Origin of the sequence: Pantoea sp. PNT03 (assembly GCF_014852515.1) — a bacterium.
Lineage (GTDB): Bacteria > Pseudomonadota > Gammaproteobacteria > Enterobacterales > Enterobacteriaceae > Pantoea > Pantoea leporis.
Genome location: NZ_JACVBT010000001.1, coordinates 1,649,569 through 1,664,571 on the forward strand (window position 1 = coordinate 1,649,569; position 15,003 = coordinate 1,664,571).

10 protein-coding genes are annotated in these 15,003 nt (G+C 54.6%); 3 read left to right on the forward strand and 7 right to left on the reverse strand.

What is annotated here, in order from left to right; all coding sequences use genetic code 11:
• Positions 1–31: 31 nt before the first annotated feature.
• The 3 genes from asnS (at position 32) to IB226_RS07805 (ending at position 4,228) form a co-directional block, all read left to right on the forward strand.
• Complete coding sequence (gene asnS / locus IB226_RS07795; protein ID WP_101760942.1) at positions 32–1,432, forward strand: asparagine--tRNA ligase; 1,401 nt, start codon at positions 32–34, stop codon at positions 1,430–1,432.
• A 299-nt stretch (positions 1,433–1,731) separates the two neighbouring features.
• On the forward strand, positions 1,732–2,838 hold the full coding sequence (ompC, locus tag IB226_RS07800) for a porin OmpC (protein ID WP_304622218.1): 1,107 nt from the start codon (positions 1,732–1,734) through the stop codon (positions 2,836–2,838).
• Positions 2,839–3,037: 199 nt separating this feature from the next.
• Positions 3,038–4,228: an amino acid aminotransferase gene (locus IB226_RS07805; protein WP_192234397.1), complete on the forward strand. Its 1,191-nt coding sequence runs from the start codon at positions 3,038–3,040 to the stop codon at positions 4,226–4,228.
• A gap of 44 nt (positions 4,229–4,272) precedes the next feature.
• On the opposite strand, the gene IB226_RS07810 is transcribed toward IB226_RS07805, so the two are convergent.
• From IB226_RS07810 to cmoM, 7 genes are all read right to left on the reverse strand, one after another.
• Positions 4,273–4,905 carry an MBL fold metallo-hydrolase gene (locus tag IB226_RS07810; RefSeq protein WP_192234399.1) on the reverse strand — a complete coding sequence of 211 codons (633 nt, stop codon included), beginning with the start codon at positions 4,903–4,905 and terminating at the stop codon, positions 4,273–4,275.
• 36 nt (positions 4,906–4,941) lie between these two features.
• Positions 4,942–5,493 (reverse strand): YcbK family protein, encoded by a 552-nt coding sequence (locus IB226_RS07815; RefSeq protein ID WP_101760946.1) that lies wholly within the window; start codon positions 5,491–5,493, stop codon positions 4,942–4,944.
• Between the two features lie 187 nt (positions 5,494–5,680).
• Positions 5,681–7,510, reverse strand: coding sequence for a L,D-transpeptidase (ldtD, locus tag IB226_RS07820; protein ID WP_101760947.1), 1,830 nt, complete (start codon positions 7,508–7,510; stop codon positions 5,681–5,683).
• 156 nt (positions 7,511–7,666) lie between these two features.
• Positions 7,667–12,133, reverse strand: coding sequence for a chromosome partition protein MukB (gene mukB / locus IB226_RS07825; RefSeq protein ID WP_192234401.1), 4,467 nt, complete (start codon positions 12,131–12,133; stop codon positions 7,667–7,669).
• The gene (gene mukE, locus IB226_RS07830; protein ID WP_192234403.1) at positions 12,130–12,864 is read right to left on the reverse strand and encodes a chromosome partition protein MukE; all 735 of its coding nucleotides are present in this window, start codon (positions 12,862–12,864) and stop codon (positions 12,130–12,132) included. The genes mukB and mukE overlap by 4 nt, the downstream gene beginning before the upstream one ends.
• Positions 12,845–14,167: a chromosome partition protein MukF gene (mukF, locus tag IB226_RS07835; protein ID WP_007887410.1), complete on the reverse strand. Its 1,323-nt coding sequence runs from the start codon at positions 14,165–14,167 to the stop codon at positions 12,845–12,847. Before mukF ends, mukE begins: the two co-directional genes overlap by 20 nt.
• Positions 14,164–14,949 (reverse strand): tRNA uridine 5-oxyacetic acid(34) methyltransferase CmoM, encoded by a 786-nt coding sequence (cmoM, locus tag IB226_RS07840; RefSeq protein WP_192234405.1) that lies wholly within the window; start codon positions 14,947–14,949, stop codon positions 14,164–14,166. The genes mukF and cmoM overlap by 4 nt, the downstream gene beginning before the upstream one ends.
• Between the last annotated feature and the right edge of the window lie 54 nt (positions 14,950–15,003).

Genomic DNA, 15,003 nt, shown 5'->3' on the forward strand with positions numbered 1-15,003 from the left:
TCCACCTTCTTTTATATATAGAGAGAACTTTATGAGCGTTGTGCCTGTAGCGGATGTACTGCACGGCCGTGTCGCGGTTGACAGTGAAGTCACCGTACGTGGTTGGGTGCGTACCCGAAGAGATTCCAAAGCTGGTCTTTCCTTTATCGCCGTTTACGACGGTTCCTGCTTTAATCCCGTTCAGGCCGTCGTCAATAATTCTCTGAATAATTATCAGGATGAAGTGCTGCGTCTGACCACCGGCTGCTCGGTAATCATTACCGGTAAAGTGGTCGAATCGCCGGGCGAAGGCCAGGCTTTCGAGCTGCAGGCGACTAACGTTGAAGTTACTGGCTGGGTTGACGATCCGGATACCTATCCGATGGCGGCGAAACGTCACAGCATCGAATATTTGCGAGAAGTGGCGCATCTGCGTCCGCGTACCAACCTTGTAGGCGCCGTGGCGCGCGTGCGTCATACGCTGGCGCAGGCGCTGCATCGCTTCTTCCACGAAAACGGCTATTTCTGGGTTTCTACTCCGCTGATCACCGCTTCGGATACCGAAGGTGCCGGCGAGATGTTCCGCGTGTCGACGCTGGACCTGGAAAACCTGCCGCGCGATCCGCAGGGCAAAATCGATTTCGATAAAGACTTCTTCGGTAAAGAAGCCTTCCTGACCGTATCGGGCCAGCTCAACGCCGAGACTTACGCCTGTGCGCTGTCTAAGGTGTATACCTTTGGTCCTACTTTCCGCGCCGAAAACTCCAACACCAGCCGTCACCTGGCGGAATTCTGGATGCTCGAACCGGAAGTGGCGTTCGCGACGCTGGATGATGCGGCCGCATTGGCAGAATCCATGCTGAAATATGTGTTCCAGGCTGTGCTGAACGAGCGCGCCGACGACATGGCGTTCTTTGCTGAGCGTGTAGACAAGGATGCGGTTGCGCGTCTGGAGCGTTTCGTACAGACCGACTTTGCTCAGGTGGATTACACCGATGCGGTTGAAATCCTGCTGAAAAGCGGCCAGAGCTTTGAGAACCCGGTTTCCTGGGGCGTGGATCTCTCATCCGAACACGAGCGTTATCTCGCAGAGCAGCACTTCAAAGCGCCGGTGGTAGTGAAAAACTACCCGAAAGACATTAAAGCCTTCTATATGCGCATGAACGAGGATGGCAAAACCGTAGCGGCGATGGATGTTCTCGCGCCGGGCATCGGCGAAATCATCGGAGGTTCACAGCGTGAAGAGCGTCTGGATGTGCTGGATGCACGTCTGGCAGAAATGGGCCTCAATAAAGAAGATTATTGGTGGTATCGTGACCTGCGCCGTTACGGCACCGTGCCACATGCCGGCTTTGGATTAGGTTTCGAACGATTAATCGCCTATGTCACCGGCGTACAAAATGTAAGGGATGTTATCCCCTTCCCACGTACCCCTCGCAACGCGAATTTCTAAATTTAGCGATTAATTATAAGTAATTCATATATATAAAGAGGTCGGCCTAGCCGGCCTTTTTTTATTTTTGTAAATTTAGAGTTCTCTCACAAAGTTCCCGAATTTTTACAAATTGTCATACAATTTTTCCTTTTGATACTTAATTGCGAGATTTGAATCATCTTCGGGCTAGAATTAGCAACCCTGTGATGGAAAGATGCGTGCAGACACAGGAGACATCAAACTTCTTTCAAGGTTCTGTAAAGATTTCTTGGCAGCAGTGGCAGATGTCCAAATAACTCCAATGAGGGTAATAAAAAATGATGAAGCGCAACATTCTTGCAGTGGTTATCCCTGCTCTGTTAGCTGCCGGCGCAGCAAACGCAGCAGAAATCTATAATAAAGACGGCAACAAGCTGGACCTGTACGGTAAAGTCGATGCACGTCACTCTTTCTCTGATAACGCTGGCGATGATGGCGACAAAACTTATGTTCGCTTCGGTTTCAAAGGTGAAACTCAGATCACTGACCAACTGACCGGTTACGGCCAGTGGGAATATAACATTCAGGCTAACAACACCGAAGGCGGCGACGCTCAGGATGGCAACAAAACCCGTCTGGGCTTTGCAGGTCTGAAATTTGGTGATGCAGGTTCATTCGACTACGGTCGTAACTACGGCGTTATTTATGACGCAATGTCCTACACTGACCAATTGCCAGTATTCGGTGACGATACGCTGTATCAAGACAACGACAACTTCATGATTGGTCGTTCAAGCGGTCTGGCGACTTACCGTAACAGCAACTTCTTCGGTCTGGTCCAAGGTCTGAGCTTCGCAGCACAGTACCAGGGCAAAAACGAAGGTTCTCGTGATCCACTGGCTCAGAACGGTGACGGCTGGGGTACTTCTGTAGCGTATGACACCGGTATGGGTGTTAGCGCAGTAGGTTCTTACTTCTCTTCTGACCGTACTAACGCTCAGATTGCAGATGGTAACGGCGACAAAGCTGACGCATACGGTTTCGGTCTGAAATATGACGCGAACAACGTATACCTGGCAGCATTCTACGGTGAATCACGTAACACCACTGCTTACGGTAGCACCGCTCGTCAGGTTGCTAACAAAACTCAGAACTTCGAAGTGGTTGCACAGTACCAGTTCGACTTCGGTCTGCGTCCATCCATCGCTTACCTGCAGTCTAAAGGCAAGCAGCTGAATGGTAACACCGCTAACGGTGCAACCTTCGCGGGTGGGGATGCTGACCTGGTTAAATACATCGAAGTGGGTACCTACTACTACTTCAACAAAAACATGTCTACCTATGTTGACTACAAAATCAACCTGTTGGATGACAACGATTACACCCGCGCTCAGGGCGTGAGCACCGACGACGTAGTTGGCGTTGGCCTGGTTTACCAGTTCTAATCACCCGATTAGCATTGCGTAATACCTAAAAACGGAGCCCTTGGGCTCCGTTTTGCATTTCAGTGATCGGCTTCGCAATTAGCTTTTCTACTTTATCTCACCGACATATTTCTTTTTTATATCAGCGGTTGGCAAGCGTGCCGACTGACGTTAACCTGATAGCTCATTTCGCTAAAGTTCACCTAAACGGAACTGACTCATGTTTGAATCGATCTCTGCCGCACCCGCCGATCCTATTCTGGGACTGGCTGACCTTTTTCGTGCCGATGACCGGCCGAATAAAATCAATCTTGGCATTGGTGTTTATAAAGATGAAACCGGTAAAACGCCGGTGCTCACCAGTGTTAAAAAAGCTGAGCAGTATTTGCTGGAAAATGAAACCACCAAGAACTACCTGAGCATTGATGGTCTGGCGGATTTCGCACGATGCACGCAGGAGTTGCTGTTCGGCAAAGAGAGCGCGCTGATTTCTGCGGGTCGCGCCTGTACCGCACAAACGCCAGGCGGCACCGGTGCCCTGCGCGTAGCGGCAGATTTTCTGGCAAACCAGACCAGCGTCAAGCGCGTTTGGGTGAGCAACCCAAGCTGGCCGAACCATAACAATGTGTTCAACGCTGCTGGCCTTGAAGTGTGTGATTACGATTATTACGATGCCGCAAGCCACAGCCTGGATTTCGACGCCATGGTGGCATCGCTGCAGGAAGCCAAAGCAGGCGATGTAGTGCTGTTCCACGGCTGCTGCCACAACCCAACCGGCGTTGATCCGTCTGCAGAGCAATGGCAACAGCTGGCGCAACTGTCGCTAGAGAAAGGATGGTTGCCGCTGTTTGATTTCGCCTATCAGGGCTTTGCGCGCGGCCTGGATGAAGATGCGCAAGGGTTACGTATTTTTGCCGCCTCACATCAGGAACTGATTGTTGCCAGCTCTTACTCGAAGAACTTCGGTTTGTATAATGAGCGTGTAGGTGCATTAACGCTGGCTGCAGCGAGCAGCGACGTGGCCAAAACTGCGTTTAGCCAGGTGAAATACACCATTCGCGCCAACTACTCTAACCCGCCGTCACACGGCGCGGCGGTCGTCGCTACCATCCTCAGCAATGACGCGCTGCGCACCATCTGGATTCAGGAGCTGGCCGATATGCGTCAGCGCATCCAGCGCATGCGTCAGCTGTTTGTGAACACATTGGCGGAGAAAGGCGCTAATCAAGACTTTAGCTTCATCATCAAGCAGAACGGCATGTTCTCATTCAGCGGCCTGACCAAAGATCAGGTAGTGCGTCTGCGTGAGGAGTTTGGCGTGTATGCGGTGAACTCGGGTCGCGTTAACGTGGCAGGCATGACGCCAGACAACATGTCGGCGCTGTGTGAGGCGATTGTCGCAGTTTTATAAATCAGGCGGCAAATAACAACAAATGGGCCAAAAGGGCCCATATTTTATTCTTGCAGGAACGGATTGCTGATGCGTTCGCGGCCTAGCGTCGAGATAGGACCGTGCCCAGGCACGAAAGTCACATCATCGCCTAGCGGCAACAGCTTGGTTCTAATCGCATCGATCAGGTCGCTGTGGCTGCCCTGTGGGAAATCGGTGCGTCCAACGCCACCGTTGAAAATCACATCTCCCGAAATCAGAAGACGCCCAGCCCGATCAAAGAACACGATATGTCCCGGCGTATGGCCCGGACAAAGCAGCACTTCCAGCGTGACATTGCCAACCTGCACAGTTTCACCCTCTTCCAGCCAGCGATCGGGCGTGAGCGGCGCACACTCGGGCAAACCGAACATACGGCTTTGTGTGGGCAGATTATCTAGCCAGAAAGCATCGAGCGGATGCGGACCGACAATGGGCACCTGATAATGTGCCGCTAGCTCGGCAGCGGCACCAACGTGATCAAGATGTCCATGCGTGAGCAGGATCTGCGACGGCGTTAGACCACGCTCTGCCAGTACGGCTTTGATGGTTTCCGCATCGCCGCCGGGATCGACCAGTGCGGCTTGTTGAGTTTCGTCATCCCATATAACTGAACAGTTTTGGGAAAAAGCCGTAACCGGAATAATTTGGTAGTTCATAGCGCTCCATGACCGACACACGCAGCGCTGCCGGTATCAGGACCAGTGCCTTGCGGGCCCGGTATCTATGTGTACGAAGTTGCTGCGCGGGTAATATCCTACACCACCGGCGCGCATAGATAACGCCGCTTTGCGAACATTGCTCAACGAAATTCCCTCAATGTGGAAATCCATCGCTTGTCCTTTAGTGTGATAGCTTTTTTTCGCCACGCCCGGGCCCGATTCACGCAGCATGGTGTTGGTGGCTAAGGTGCGGTAACCCGAGATCAACTGCACCGGCTTGCGCGTATCCAGCAATGTTTGCAGGCGGTAAAGCTGGTCAAAAAGATGGGGATCGATGGTCTTCACCTGATTGGCGCGGTAATCACGGAAGAAGTGATTTAAGCGGGCTAACTCATCCTTGTCATAACGCTTACCGTTAAAAAACTCTGTTTTAAGGGTTTCACCGGTGTGAAGGTTACTAAGCGTCAATACTCGTGGGCGGGCGGTGGAAAGCGAAGCCAGAGCGGAGCCAGGAAGCAGTGATAATCCTGCTGCTGCGCCTCCAATCAAGAGTAATCGACGACGTTGAGAATCAATATTAGCCATGAAGCGAGGTTACCTAATCTAAAGCGGATAAAATATGTGCGAAAAGTACACAAGGCCGAACATTAACGTCCGCCTAAGACTCAGTCAACCCAGAATATGTTGCAGAAGACCAAAACCAGCTCAAAATCAAATTTTCGAGACTGGTCTTGGTTAAATTCATGTGAAGAGAAAACAGCCAAATCAATTACTAGAGTAACAACTGACCGGCTTTATGCAGTACCTGACTACCGGAACGGGCGGGATTATCATAATTGTAAATATCTGTACGATATTGCGGCTGGCCGTCATCTGCGACCCATGCGGTTAAATAGTAAAGGTTCACAGGAATACGATGGCGAATCGGCACGTAACGGGTATTTCCCTCTTTCAAGGTGTCTGAGATACGGCCGTCGTTCCAGCCCACATCCTGCAACAGCAGATCGGCCAGTTCTGAGGCTTTATTCACGCGCACACAGCCCGAACTGAGCGCACGAATATCGCGCTGGAACAGGTTATGGTTCGGCGTATCGTGCAGATAAATCGCATCCGAACTCGGCATGTTGAATTTGTAGCGACCCAGTGAGTTGGTTGCGCCCGGCGCCTGTCGAATGCGATACGGGAAGCTCGCGGCCGACACCATACGCCAGTCAATCATCGAAGGATCGATCACTTCCGCATCCGCACTCCAGCCCGACAACAGCGTATAACCGTGCTTGTACAGATAAGTCGGATCCTGTTTCACCTTCGGCACAATATCCTGGCGCACCAGCGTGGTTGGCACGTTCCACGGTGGATTGAGCACCACATTATTCAGCGCGCTACGCATCAGCGGCGTTTTGCGGTCAGGACGACCCACAATCACGCGTGATGACAAAATGGTGGCGCCGTTGTTGTAGTAAGTCAGCGAATAGTTTGGGATGTTCACCATGATGCCGTTATGCATATCATCCGGAAGCAGACGCAGGCGCTGTATGTTGAGCGCCAGCAGCGAAGCACGCATCTGCGGCGGCACATTCAGCCATTCACGGGTACGTGGACCAATCGCGCCGTCATCGGCCAATCCCTGCCAGTGCTGGAAGCGTTTAACGCCCTCCACCAGCGCAGCGTCATAGACGTTGGGTCCGGTTGCCGTCGGATTAGCAGCCACATTATTGGCCACTTCAGGCGTCGCAGCGAGTGCCGGAGCCGCATCAATATCATCAAAGTTTGCCGCAGACGGGCTCACCGCCACCGGCTGATTGCTTTGGCTCACCGGAACCGGCGCAGTTGGCACCGCGTCTTCCGCCGGCGTTGGCGTAGTACTATGGCTGGCGGTCAACATGCCGGTGCGTTGCAGAATCTCACGCAGCGCAGGCACATCATTACTGATCTGCCCTGGGCGTAGCGTAACGGTATCACGCAGCTGTGGCCACGGGCGATCATCGGTGAGTAGCGTTTTCAGCGCATTATGCATTGGCGCATATTGCGGATGCTGCGGTTGCAACGAGACCACAAAAGTCCGGCTGCCGCCGCCGTTCACCGCATTTTGCCACTGATTGATGGCCGCCAGAGATGGCATGGTCAGCTTGTAAGGCACATTGCTGTAGAGCCAGGTTTCGCCCTGTGTCGGCACATTGGCAACAAACTGCAGATAGCCAAGCATCGCATCACTGAGCACGATGTCGCGCGCCAGGCCTTTGATGTTCGGATTGGTCAGACGCTCAACCCAGCGGGTGAATTGCGGCTGCACGCCAGAGAGCGCCACTTCCGCCAATTGCTGCTGAAAAGCCTGTACCGCTTGCGGGTCTTGCCACAGCGGAGCCATATCGCGCGACGCATAAATGCCGGCTAAACCGGGCAGGTAGAAAGGTTGTTCAGTGGCGCTGAACGCCTGCTGAATCTGCTGCTGGCTGGCAGCAACCGACATCGAACTGTGGTGCGTTGAATTGGGTAGCGTGGAGGTGATGGCCGCATGGCTCACAGCCAGCGGCGATAGTACCAGTGACAAACCGAGTGCTACTGCAGCACGACTCATTTTGCTCTTATTGTTTAGCAACATCCCTGCCCCCTTCTCACCAATGACATAGCGCCCTGTGATCGCCATGTACAGCCATACTCATAATGTTGAGTATACGAATAAAAAACGGCATCTGCCTCTCAGTGCAGATGCCGCATACAGATTAAACGTAGTGCTGTTTTTTAACCAGATTAAGCGCTATGAATTCTCATATTCAAGACCGACCTTAGGACTTTGATCCTTGCTCGGTGCAGGATCTGCCGAGAAGCCGCGCAGCCCAACCACATGCACATGTTCGGTGTTATTGAACATTTTACGCACCAGTTTGTAGGTGGTGCCTTTTTCCGGGCTGATGTTCTCTGGCGCCGCGATGATCAGCTGCATCTCCAGACGTTCGCACAGCTCAAACAGTGTGGCGATCGAACGCGCATCAAGACGTGCCGCTTCATCGAGGAACAGCAGACGACACGGCGAAATATCTTTGCCACGCAGACGACGTGATTCCTCTTCCCAGCTCTGTACCACCATCACCAGAATCGACATCCCGGTACCGATCGCTTCACCGGTAGAGAGCGCGCCACTTTCTGCACGCAGCCAGCCGTCAGTACCACGGTTCACTTCCACTTCCATCTCAAGATAGTTGCGGTAGTCGAGCAGCTCTTCGCCGATGGTTTGCGGCGTGCGCTGGCCCATATCGATCTGCGGATTCAGGCGCTGATAAAGTTTCGCCAGCGCTTCCGAGAAGGTTAATCGGTTGCTGGTAAACAGATCCTGATGCTGTTCATGCTCTTCCGACAGCGTATCCAGCAGCGTTGAGTGCGCTTCACGCACGTTCACGTTGAGGCGCACGCTGCGCACCTGACCAAAGCTTACCGCCTGCAACCCCTGGTTCAGCTGGCGAATACGGTTTTGCTCGCGCTGGATGGTTTTACGAATGATGTTCGCCGCACTGCGTGAGCTGATTGCCAGCGTCTGTTCACGCGCCGTCAGCTCTTCGGTCAGACGATTCAGCTCAATCTCCATCTGCTCGATGGCTTCAACCGGATCGTCGGTACGAATGATGTCCTGGCGAATACGTTCGCGCAGATGCTGATACACCGCGATAAAGAACTGAATCTTACGTTCCGGACGTTTCGGATCTTCAGACATACGCAGCACATCGCGCAGATGTTCGTTATCCGCCACCGCCAGACGCAGCGCACCCAGCGCCTTATCCGACATCGAACGCAGCTCATCGCCGCTGAGATAGGCCAGCTCGCGACGATGCAGACGACGCTCAACGCCATTCTCTTTCACCAGACGCAATACCGTGCACCAGCCCGCTTTCGCGCTGACCACCTGCTCCCGAATCTGATGATAATCGCGTTCCAGCTTGCGCAGTTTTTTCTGCAGGCTGTCCATTTCGGCTTCACAGAAGGTGATCTGTTTTTCCAGCTGGTTGCGACGCGCACGGTTGTGGCTTAGCGCGCTATACAGCTCATCACGACGAATGCGCGCCCGCTCTTCTGCACTGGCATCGGCATGCACGCCGATATCCTGCATCTCTTGCTGCAACTCTTTCAGCATGTCGCGTTTGGCATCGTATGAACTTTTTAGCGATGCCAGCACCTGCGAATACTGCGTCAGCTGCGCCTGATGCCCACGCAGACGTTCGCGTGCGCGGCTGCGCTCGCCTTCCGCCTGCTCCAGACGCTGACGCAACTGCTCGTTGAGATCGCTGTTGCCACCCAACATGCCAGCCGAACTTTCATAGCTGAAGTGCGCGCGGCGCTGCACCACTTCGGTCAGCGCAAAGGCTTGCTGACGCGCATCACGCTGCTGCTGCTGTGCCTGCTGATAGTCGCGCTGCAGCTGATCGTGCTGCTGCGGATCGCTTTGCAGAACCGCAATCAGCGGCTCCAGCTTGCTGAGTTTGCTGCCGTGCTGATGCAGGAAGCGCGCGGCTTCCTGTGCTTCTTCAACGCGCTCACGAATCTCCTCACAGCGATCGCCAAGCGTGTCGTCGAGCAGCAGATTTACGCGCGGCAACAGGCGGTTCAGCTGGCTGACGCCCTCTTTTGCCTGTTCAAACTGCGCGCGCTGCTGCTGATTGTCATTTTCATGCTGCGCCAGCGCCCGCTCCAGCTCGCCACGACGGCTGTTAAGCTGACGAATCTGCGCTTCCGGATCTTCATCAAACGCCACCGCTAAATGGCTACCGATGAAGCGGCTGAAGGATTGATGCAGACGCTGGGTTTTCTGTACATCAAACGACAACGTGGCATAACGCTCAGCCAGCTGTTCACGTTCGTTGTTCAGCAACTCAAGCTGGTTTTCACGCGCCGCGCGACCAAACAGCGGCACTTTCGGAAAGCGGGAGTAGCGCCACTGACGCTCAGCCACTTTCACCACCACCGCTTTTTCCAGCTCTTCGACGCTAAATACGCTGTCGTCAAAGGCTTGCGGATCGCCTTCAATCAGATAGAGATCTTCCGGGCACTCGTCTAAACCGTCGAGCAGGTCGCGCACCAGCGACAGATCTGGCACTACGATGGCGTGGCGCGATGGACCGTATAGCGCCGAGAAGTACGGTGCGTCATCCAGCGTAACGTCATCATAAATTTCCGACAGCAGCACGCCGCCAAAACGTTCCGCCAGCTGCGTCAGGCGCGCATCTTCCGCACCGCCAGGTTGGCTCAGACGTTCAATCTGCTGTTCAACTTCGCGCTTACGCGCGGCCAGCTCGTCGCGCTCAACCGTGGTTTCACGCTCGCGCTCCAGCAGTTGCTGCATAAATTCGGTGATTTGCTGGCTGCTGCTCAGCTCCTGACCGGTTTGCTCGCTCAGCTGCGTCAGGATTTCCTGCGCCGCCAGCCAGTGTGGCGCACGCGCGGTCAGCGCAGTGATGCGTTCACGCAGCTGCTCCAGCTCCTGACGCATCAACATGCGGCGTTCACCGGCATCGGCAACGCTGCTATTCAGTTGCTCAATCTGCGCTTCGAGTTCACGCTGCAAGCCGTCCAGCGCATCCGCATCGTATTGCTGGCCCTGACGTTTGCAGAAATCCGCCAGCAAACGCTCAGCATCATGCTGCTCACGCAGACGGGTTTCTAATTCATTGAGGCGCAGACGCAGCGAGGAAAGCTGTTCGGCCTGGTGGCGCTGATTGCCAGCGTCGCGCAGTAATTCGCGCCCCACTTGCCACGCATCCTGACGACTGACGTCACCGGCGATGCTGGTAACTAACGCTAACGCTTGCTCAAACTGGCTGTGTGCCGCTTCGGCGACGCTCAGTTTCTGTTCCAGACGCAGCAGGCGCTCGGTGGCTTCTTCTTCACGCGCCTGGAAGGTTTCCTGCCATTCGGCCGCGTTATCGATAGTTAAATCAGGCAGCTGACACTGCGTACGCGCCTTTTCCAACGCCTGCAAGGCTTGCTGATACTGGATTGCCCGCGTCTGTTGCACGTCGAGAGCCTGCTGGAAATCGGCGAGTTGGCTTTTTAGCTCATCGACTTCCACTTCAGCCGCTTCGGCGCGTGCTTCATTCTCTTCCTGCACTTCGCGCGCTTCGGCAACCACTTCGTTCTGCTCTTCGAGGCGATAGGTCAGCTCTTCCAGATCGGCATCGTAACGCTCGATTTTTTCCTGCTGGCGCATGGCGGTTTGCACCAGATTCAGGTGGTCGCTAGCGCCCTGATAATCGCTTTCCAGATCGCTCTCAGCACCGCTGTGCTCGGACAACTCGCGCGCCATTTCAATGTGGCGATACTGTTCGGAAATCAGCTGGTTGCGGCTGGTAAACAGCTCATTACGCAGCTGCAGCGCACCGTCGAGGTGAATACGACGCTCGTTGGCGTGGCGCATGTAGTCGGCGGAAACGTAGTTGGTGGCTTCCGAGATCAGATGCTTAAACAGGTCGCGATCGGATTGGGTGACGCGAATCGCTTCCAGCGTCATACGGTTTTCCCGCAGTGCAGCTTCCATATCCTGGAAGGCTTTACGCACGCCGCCATTTTCTGGCAGCAGGTAATCGCGCAGTGAACGGGTGATAGCGCTGGAGATACCGCCGTACAGCGAAGCTTCAATCAGGCGATAAAACTTACTGCGATCGCTAGCGTTACGCAGACGACGCGGCACCACTCCGAGCTCGAACAGCACCGCATGGTAATCGGTGACCGAGTTGTACTGTTTGAACTGCACGCCTTCCTGTGCTTCCACGCGCTCCTTTACTTCCGTCAGCGGCAACACGCGCGCCTGGCGGTTATTAAGGATTTCGGTCAGCATATCCGTAGCCTGTGAATCGCTCGGCAAGCCGTGAATACTGAATGGTTTGATATCGACCTTTTTATCGCGTCCCGCCACCTGCTGCAGACGTACACCAACAATCACGCGCTGATGGCGTGAGTTGACCACATCCAGCACCGAATAGCAGACGCCGGCGCGTAGCTTGCCGTGCAAACCTTTATCACGCGAACCGGAAGTTGCACCGGCTTCGGTTGTGTTACGGAAGTGCAGCAAGGTTAAGTCTGGGATCATCGCCGTCACGAAGGCGGCCATGGTGGTGGATTTACCCGCACCGTTACCGCCCGAAAGCGTGGTGACCAGTTCATCAAGATCAAAAGTACGGGCAAAGAAGCCGTTCCAGTTGATCAGCGTTAGCGAACGAAATTTACCGCGTTCAATCATGCTTGTTCATCCTCCGCGTTATCACTCGCGTCGCTCTCAGCGTCAATATCGTTATCTGCTTCATCGTTCTCAGCCGCAGCCGGCGCACTTTCCAGCGTCATCGCTTCACCGTCACGTATCAGGCGCAGCTGCGCTTCACGCGCATCGTCACCGCTGCGCACGTCGGCGCCAAAGCGGAACACTGATTCGGTGATGCGGAATTTGCTGCTGTCGTTGCCCATAAACCACACCATGCCGAGACGGCGCAGGCGGCTCAGCGACGCACGCATTTTTTCCTGCAGCTTGGCGCGATCAAGATCGGAACCGGTAGAACGCTGATTGACCAGCTTGAGCAGCTTGCTCTCATCGGCCAGCGACAGCAGTTCGTCGTACAGCTCTTGCTGGGTAAAAATCCCCTCATTCGCCAGACGTTCCGGGCTGAGATAGAGATAGCAAAGAATTTTGCCCACCATCATATCCAGCTCGGACAACACCGAGCGTGGAATCAAAGTGGTTGAACGCGGACGCAGATAGAAGAAGCCTTCCGGCGCGCGGATCAGCTCAACGTTGTAGCGCGCGTAAAACTCTTCGAGATATTCCTGGTAATCCATCAGGAAGGCGTGATTATCCAGCTCTTCAATGCCAACGTGGCGACCCGCGCGTAACTGGCTATCGAGCGCCGGGAAAATCGGGTTTGCCAGAGCCAATGCCAGTTTGACTGGCATCACTTGTTCAATATTTGTCGATGACATGTGCCTGCACCTTGGCTCCGTAATCATTAATGGCCTGCCATTGCGCAGGCAGACCGGCTAAATCAGCTTCGGCCACGCCGAGTCGCACCGCTTGATCGATGACGATACGCGCCAGATCAAAGTGGCGCGCGCGCGGATACTGCGACAGATAGTCGCGCATCACCGTGGCCAGATGGAGCGGCTTCTGCTCCTGCTTATAAATCTGCAGCGCCTCTTCGATCATCGCGGCCAGCTGCTCGCGAATCTCATTAAACTCTTCGTATTCCATTTCCGGCGGCAGCTCGCCCATCACCTCGTCATTACGCAGCGTCATCTCTTCATCGCGCATATCGTAAAGACGATCGGCATTGGCGTAGGTCAGCGCCCACGGCTGATCGAAATAGTTTTGCACCGACAGGCGTAAACGCTGAGCAAACACGCGGTTCTTATCCATGTCGATGGCGGTACGAATAAACTTGTGTACATGGCGGTCGTAGCCGATCCACAGATCGATAGCCTGCTGGCCCCAGCTGATGATGCGATCGAGCTTGTTTTGCAGGTCAAACACCAGCTTATCGACAAAGCCCAGATCCGGGCTGCTCAGCGTCGCATCCTGGATGCGCAGCAGGTTGGCCTGCAGCTTATCGCCGGCCGCCTCCAGCGTATCCTGCAGTTCACGCAGCGTACCGGACGTTTCCGACAGCAACATTTCACAGCTGGAAATCGCCGCGCGCCAGTCTTTGTTAAGCAGATCGGCAATATCGGTTTTCACCGCTTGCTGCTGCTCATCCATCAGACGCTGCGTCATGTCGATGCTATCGAAGATTTCCGCCACCGAATATTTCAGCGGCGCAAACACGTTACGATGCCAGTGGAATTCATCACCGTCCTCTTCGGCGGCATCTGCGGCACGTTTCAACTCCTGCGCCACAATCGACAGCTGCATCGACAGGCGCAGCGTGGAGAACTCGCGCTGGCGGATGTAATAGTCGGTAATGCCGATGGCGAGTGGCGTCAGGCGATAGATGGCGTGCCCTTCCGTCAGCTCGCTGGTAAAGCGGTTCAGCAAGCGCTGACGCACCATGTCATTGATGGCGTTATTGGCACGGACCTGCACAGTTTCGTGGGTTTGTTCGAATGCTTTGCTAACGTGACGAAACGCGTCAATCAGCTCGCCTTCACTCATCTCGCCGTCCATGCGCTCACCGTTTAAGGTGGCGATGGCCAGCAAAAAGGCCAGACGTTCTACCGGCAGCGCAAGCGAAAAGTCGTTCTTGCGCGCCCATGCCACCAATTCGGGGACCGTCTGGGAAAATTCGCTCATAGTTGATCCTTCTGGCTGGGTTTGCGCGCGGTCACGTGGATATAGCGCCCTAAGCTTAAAAAGGGCTCCTGGCGACAGAAACGCCGTTCCATCTCAATGATTTCCTCAACGCTCTTCCCTGCGCCGGGCTGCGGCTTCATGTAATCACAGAAGACGCGAATACCCGCACGCCGTTCAATTTCAAATCCGCAGTTTGTCAGCCAACGCGTCACATCATCCGGATCGCGCGGGAAATCGGGCGACAGCGTGCGCTTTTTACGTTTGCTCATATTGGCGCGCATATAGCCGAAGTTGCCAAGCGTCAGGGTGCGGAAGGTTAAGCCGTGCGCGTTGTAAAACATCAACGACAGCACGCCACCGGGCTTGAGCGTGTGCCACAGCGCCTGCAGCACCTCTTCCGGATGCGCGACCCATTCCAACACCGCGTGAAACAATATCAGATCAACCTGCGTATCCAAATGTTCGCCCACCTGCTGGACGCTAATTTGTTTGAATTGCATGTTGTGGCTCACACCCGCGGCAAGCGCATGGGCTTCCGCCAGCTTCAGCATCTCAGCAGAGAGATCGCACAGCACAACCTGATGACCGCGCGCCGCCAGGCCGCTTGAGACTTGTCCCACGCCGCCGCCGGCATCCAGCACCTTCAAGGATCCGGCAGGCAATGTCGGTAACAGAGCTTCCAGTTCGTCCCAGACAATCGCCTGGCGCACTTGCCCTTTGCGCGTGCCATAAATGTTCTGTGAGAATTTGTCCGCCAGATCGTCAAAGTTACGATCCTGCATGATGATGGCTCCGCTTTGCTGCATTCAACTTGTGCTATTTTGTCACAGGCTCAA

Bases quoted from the DNA above. Each gene is read 5' to 3' on its own strand.
- asnS (WP_101760942.1), top strand. From the start codon at position 32: ATGAGCGTTGTGCCTGTAGCGGATGTACTGCACGGCCGTGTCGCGGTT.
- ompC (WP_304622218.1), top strand. From the start codon at position 1,732: ATGATGAAGCGCAACATTCTTGCAGTGGTTATCCCTGCTCTGTTAGCT.
- IB226_RS07805 (WP_192234397.1), top strand. From the start codon at position 3,038: ATGTTTGAATCGATCTCTGCCGCACCCGCCGATCCTATTCTGGGACTG.
- IB226_RS07810 (WP_192234399.1), bottom strand. From the start codon at position 4,905: ATGAACTACCAAATTATTCCGGTTACGGCTTTTTCCCAAAACTGTTCA.
- IB226_RS07815 (WP_101760946.1), bottom strand. From the start codon at position 5,493: ATGGCTAATATTGATTCTCAACGTCGTCGATTACTCTTGATTGGAGGC.
- ldtD (WP_101760947.1), bottom strand. From the start codon at position 7,510: ATGTTGCTAAACAATAAGAGCAAAATGAGTCGTGCTGCAGTAGCACTC.
- mukB (WP_192234401.1), bottom strand. From the start codon at position 12,133: ATGATTGAACGCGGTAAATTTCGTTCGCTAACGCTGATCAACTGGAAC.
- mukE (WP_192234403.1), bottom strand. From the start codon at position 12,864: ATGTCATCGACAAATATTGAACAAGTGATGCCAGTCAAACTGGCATTG.
- mukF (WP_007887410.1), bottom strand. From the start codon at position 14,167: ATGAGCGAATTTTCCCAGACGGTCCCCGAATTGGTGGCATGGGCGCGC.
- cmoM (WP_192234405.1), bottom strand. From the start codon at position 14,949: ATGCAGGATCGTAACTTTGACGATCTGGCGGACAAATTCTCACAGAAC.